Annotated in this window: 4 protein-coding genes; 2 read left to right on the top strand and 2 right to left on the bottom strand. The window is 50.0% G+C overall.

Annotated elements, in window-relative coordinates:
- On the top strand, positions 1-342 hold a 342-nt coding region (locus tag EMM73_RS20130), incomplete at its 5' end, for a hypothetical protein (protein WP_186435311.1).
- A gap of 60 nt (positions 343-402) precedes the next feature.
- The gene (locus EMM73_RS19675) at positions 403-861 is read left to right on the top strand and encodes a hypothetical protein (protein WP_127688461.1); all 459 of its coding nucleotides are present in this window, start codon (positions 403-405) and stop codon (positions 859-861) included.
- Between the two features lie 234 nt (positions 862-1095).
- Here the strand turns inward: EMM73_RS19675 and EMM73_RS19670 are convergent, their stop codons facing one another.
- The gene (locus tag EMM73_RS19670) at positions 1096-2208 is read right to left on the bottom strand and encodes an IS91 family transposase (protein ID WP_127687547.1); all 1113 of its coding nucleotides are present in this window, start codon (positions 2206-2208) and stop codon (positions 1096-1098) included.
- Positions 2205-3095 carry a tyrosine-type recombinase/integrase gene (locus tag EMM73_RS19665; protein ID WP_127687549.1) on the bottom strand — a complete coding sequence of 297 codons (891 nt, stop codon included), beginning with the start codon at positions 3093-3095 and terminating at the stop codon, positions 2205-2207. Before EMM73_RS19665 ends, EMM73_RS19670 begins: the two co-directional genes overlap by 4 nt.
- Positions 3096-3207 lie beyond the last annotated feature (112 nt).

The raw sequence follows: 3207 nt of genomic DNA, 5'->3' as shown, positions 1-3207 counted from the left end.
ATAGGTGTTCACTTTGGGGCAGAATACGCAGCTGAAGAAATTCTTGGTAAAAGACTCCGCGCTCTCGGCCAAACTCCGACCTTTGAGCAAATAAAAAACGAAATAGTTGCTTTCGCAAGGCAGCATAGTGACACTGATCCAAACACTGAAAAGCTTGTTGCTGACCTATTAAATCAAACTCGCAATGAGCTTAAACATTATGCTGGTGATGAATCAGTTAGCTTTGACCTGAAGTCAGATGCTGAGGAAATGCTGGAACGAGCCATTGCAAACTATCATCTGCTCACGGGCATCGCATTAGAAGAAGCTACGCCTTTTTGGGCGAGCGTAAGTAATACCTAGCAAAGTGGTCAAACATCGTTCCGCTTCGATCCACTGGACAGAATTTAAAAGGAAACTTCGATGAACTATTGGCGCATGCAACTGCACCCCGATGATTCTGCAAATGCTGGTCTATACGCAAACCAGAGCATTGCTGCTGGTTTCATTGGGCTCGATTTTGCAACCGATGTTGGTGATCTGCTCTCAGATGCTCATCAAGAAATTCTGTCTACCCAGAAAGATTACGTTGATTTCGCAAAGAATATGGAAGTGGGTGATAAGGTCTTAATCATCGTCCATCATTTTCCGTTCGCTGTTGTTACCGTGACCAGTGATTACAACTACATCAGAAGAACAGAGCCTGAACTTGGTGTCTGGTTTAGACACTTCCGAAGAGTCGAAGATGCCATTTACTACTCTGATTTTCATACCAATGCGAAATCGTGGGAGCAATACATCATGACAGATACAATCTCTATCCTGCGAGATCCTGAGTCGAAGTCATACAGATTGATCGAGGAAATGAGCAATCAAACATAACAAATAAGGATAGGCCGCGCGCAGCCGCGACCTTATCCCAAGTGTTGAACAAGCCCGGTGCCTGACTGTGCCACATTATTATGTAAATAGCGGATGGAAAATTTGAGGTCGCTGCGTTCAAAAAAACGAGCCGACTTTTTAGCAGATGTAGTGATCCCTTAGCTTCAACGCTACTAAATTTATTCTATGTATTTCAGTTCGTTACCATCTCGTTTTAGGTTGATGTATCCAGGCTCACAACATAGCGCCTGCTCTGTTTAGCACACTGTGGTGCTGAACCATGGTCGTTCGGTGAGGGGTGCTTATTCCCATAAAACGCATCGGCTGCTGACAGCAGGGGCAATAACGCATGGCTGAAGTGCGCTTTAGTTCACAGAGCGGCGGGAACACGGCTCCTGCCACAGCAAGCATCAGTTGAATGCGCCTGAGCAGAGGACGGCAATGGCCGCGCAGTACTCCGTAATCTCTGACCCGCCTAAACCCTTTGGGCAATACATGCTGCAACACCAGCCACAGAAATTCGAGAGCAGGCAAGGTGCGGATGTGTTTGGTATGCGTCTGACTGTCCTGATACTCAAAGCTGACCTGCCCGTCGACATGACGAATGATACTGCTGTCCGGCAATACACCACGATACAGGTACCGGGACAAGTACTGCAGCGCTGGCGCACCTTTACCGACATGCTGGCAATCGACCACCCATTTCTGCGGCAACTGCTTGGGTAGTGTCAGTCCGGGTGTAGCGTTTAGCGACTCCAGTAATCGTGCCCGCCATACCTTCGCCAGATGAAAGGCATTAAACAGGTAATGGCTTTTGCATGTACGCCATTGGTGTTTACCGGTGTGGTAGCTGCCGGCTGGAATAATAAAATGAAGATGGGGATGATAATCCCGCCGTCGGCTGTGGGTGTGCAGCACACCGGTAAAACCGATGTCACCACTGAGTTTCGGTGAACGGGTGGCAAAGTCTTTAAGTACAGAAGCGGCTACGTCAAACATGGCCTGATACACCGGCTCAGGGTGAGCCTGGGCCATCGTCCTTAATTCAAATGGCAAGGTAAAGGTCACCATAAAATAATGAACGGGTAGCAACTTAGCTTGCTGGCGGATGAGCCAATCGCTGGTGGTGCTGTGCTGGCATTGCGGACAACTGCGGTGGCCACAGGAGAGCGGGAATTCAGCAGAATGAGTGCAGTTCTGGCATCCCCAGCGACTGACACGTGCAGTCTCAGTTCGACAACTGAGCATGGCCTGTATCGCCTGGTGGATATCAGGCGTGATGCGCGAAGCGTAGTGGTGCACAAAGGCATCCTTGTACTGACGCAGAATATCAATAAAGAAACTCATACCCCACACTCCCAGTGCAGCGCCAGGCCATTGGTCAGTTGATTGATGGCCTCAGCCGTGTTTTTACGGGTGATAGCGGTGAGCCGGGTGTAGCGTGCGGTGGTGTTGAGACTGTGATGACCAAGCAGAGTCTGGACTGAGCGTAAATCAAGACCTTGCTCCAGCAAGTGGGTGGCATAGCTGTGTCGCAGGCTGTGTGGGCTGATGGTTTTATGAATGTTGCACTGGGCAAGCACCAGCTTCATGGTTTTTTGTACACCGCCTCTGTCCATACATGCATCGGGCTGGTTCTCTTTACCGGGAAACAGCAACTGCGGATGACGGTGGGTTCGCCAGTAATACCGCAGTGCCAGCAGAGTACGCTCAGGCAGTGGCACCAACCGGTCTTTCCCCCCTTTAGCATCGCGGATATGCACCTGCATTAATGCGGCATCAACATCTCCGGCCTGCAGCGAAAGCGCTTCTCCCAGACGCAATCCCATACTGTACAAGGTGAGAAAGCACACCTGATACCGCAGTTGTTGGGTCTGACTGATGAGTCTGGCGACTTCGTCGGGGGTGAGAATATCAGGCAGCCGGTTGACTTGCGGTGGTTTGACAATACTGAGCCACTCCCAGGATTTATTGAGCACATGGGTATAGAAAAACTGCAAGCCGTTGCGGTCGAGCTTGACCGTGCTCCAGGAGTGGGAGGCAATCAAATCGGCAAAGTAGCGCTTTAAATCAGCGGTAGAAAGCGTATCAGGGCAGCGGTCAAAATAGGCCGTGATACGTCGTATAGCGCGGCTATAGCCATCAATAGTGGCGGGCCGCTTGCCTTGCAAGGTTAAGTTGGTAAGATGTTGTTGATACAGGTAATCGAAGCGTTGTTGTTCGTGCAGGTTCATGATCATACTCCGGTGTAAGCAACCCCCAATCAGGTTGCATCCGGTAAGTATTTAGGCTGGGAGATAATGTGGTGTGCTCTTATTTCTGCCGCAAAGCGGCTTCGTTCAACAA

The organism is Rheinheimera sediminis, from assembly GCF_004005375.1.
In the GTDB taxonomy this organism is placed as follows: domain Bacteria; phylum Pseudomonadota; class Gammaproteobacteria; order Enterobacterales; family Alteromonadaceae; genus Pararheinheimera.
Note: the sequence above shows the minus strand (reverse complement) of the source record. Positions and strands in the feature narration are given on the sequence as shown.

Coding starts and splice junctions, on each gene's coding strand:
- EMM73_RS19665 (WP_127687549.1), bottom strand. CDS start 3,095: ATGAACCTGCACGAACAACAACGCTTCGATTACCTGTATCAACAACAT.
- EMM73_RS19675 (WP_127688461.1), top strand. CDS start 403: ATGAACTATTGGCGCATGCAACTGCACCCCGATGATTCTGCAAATGCT.
- EMM73_RS19670 (WP_127687547.1), bottom strand. CDS start 2,208: ATGAGTTTCTTTATTGATATTCTGCGTCAGTACAAGGATGCCTTTGTG.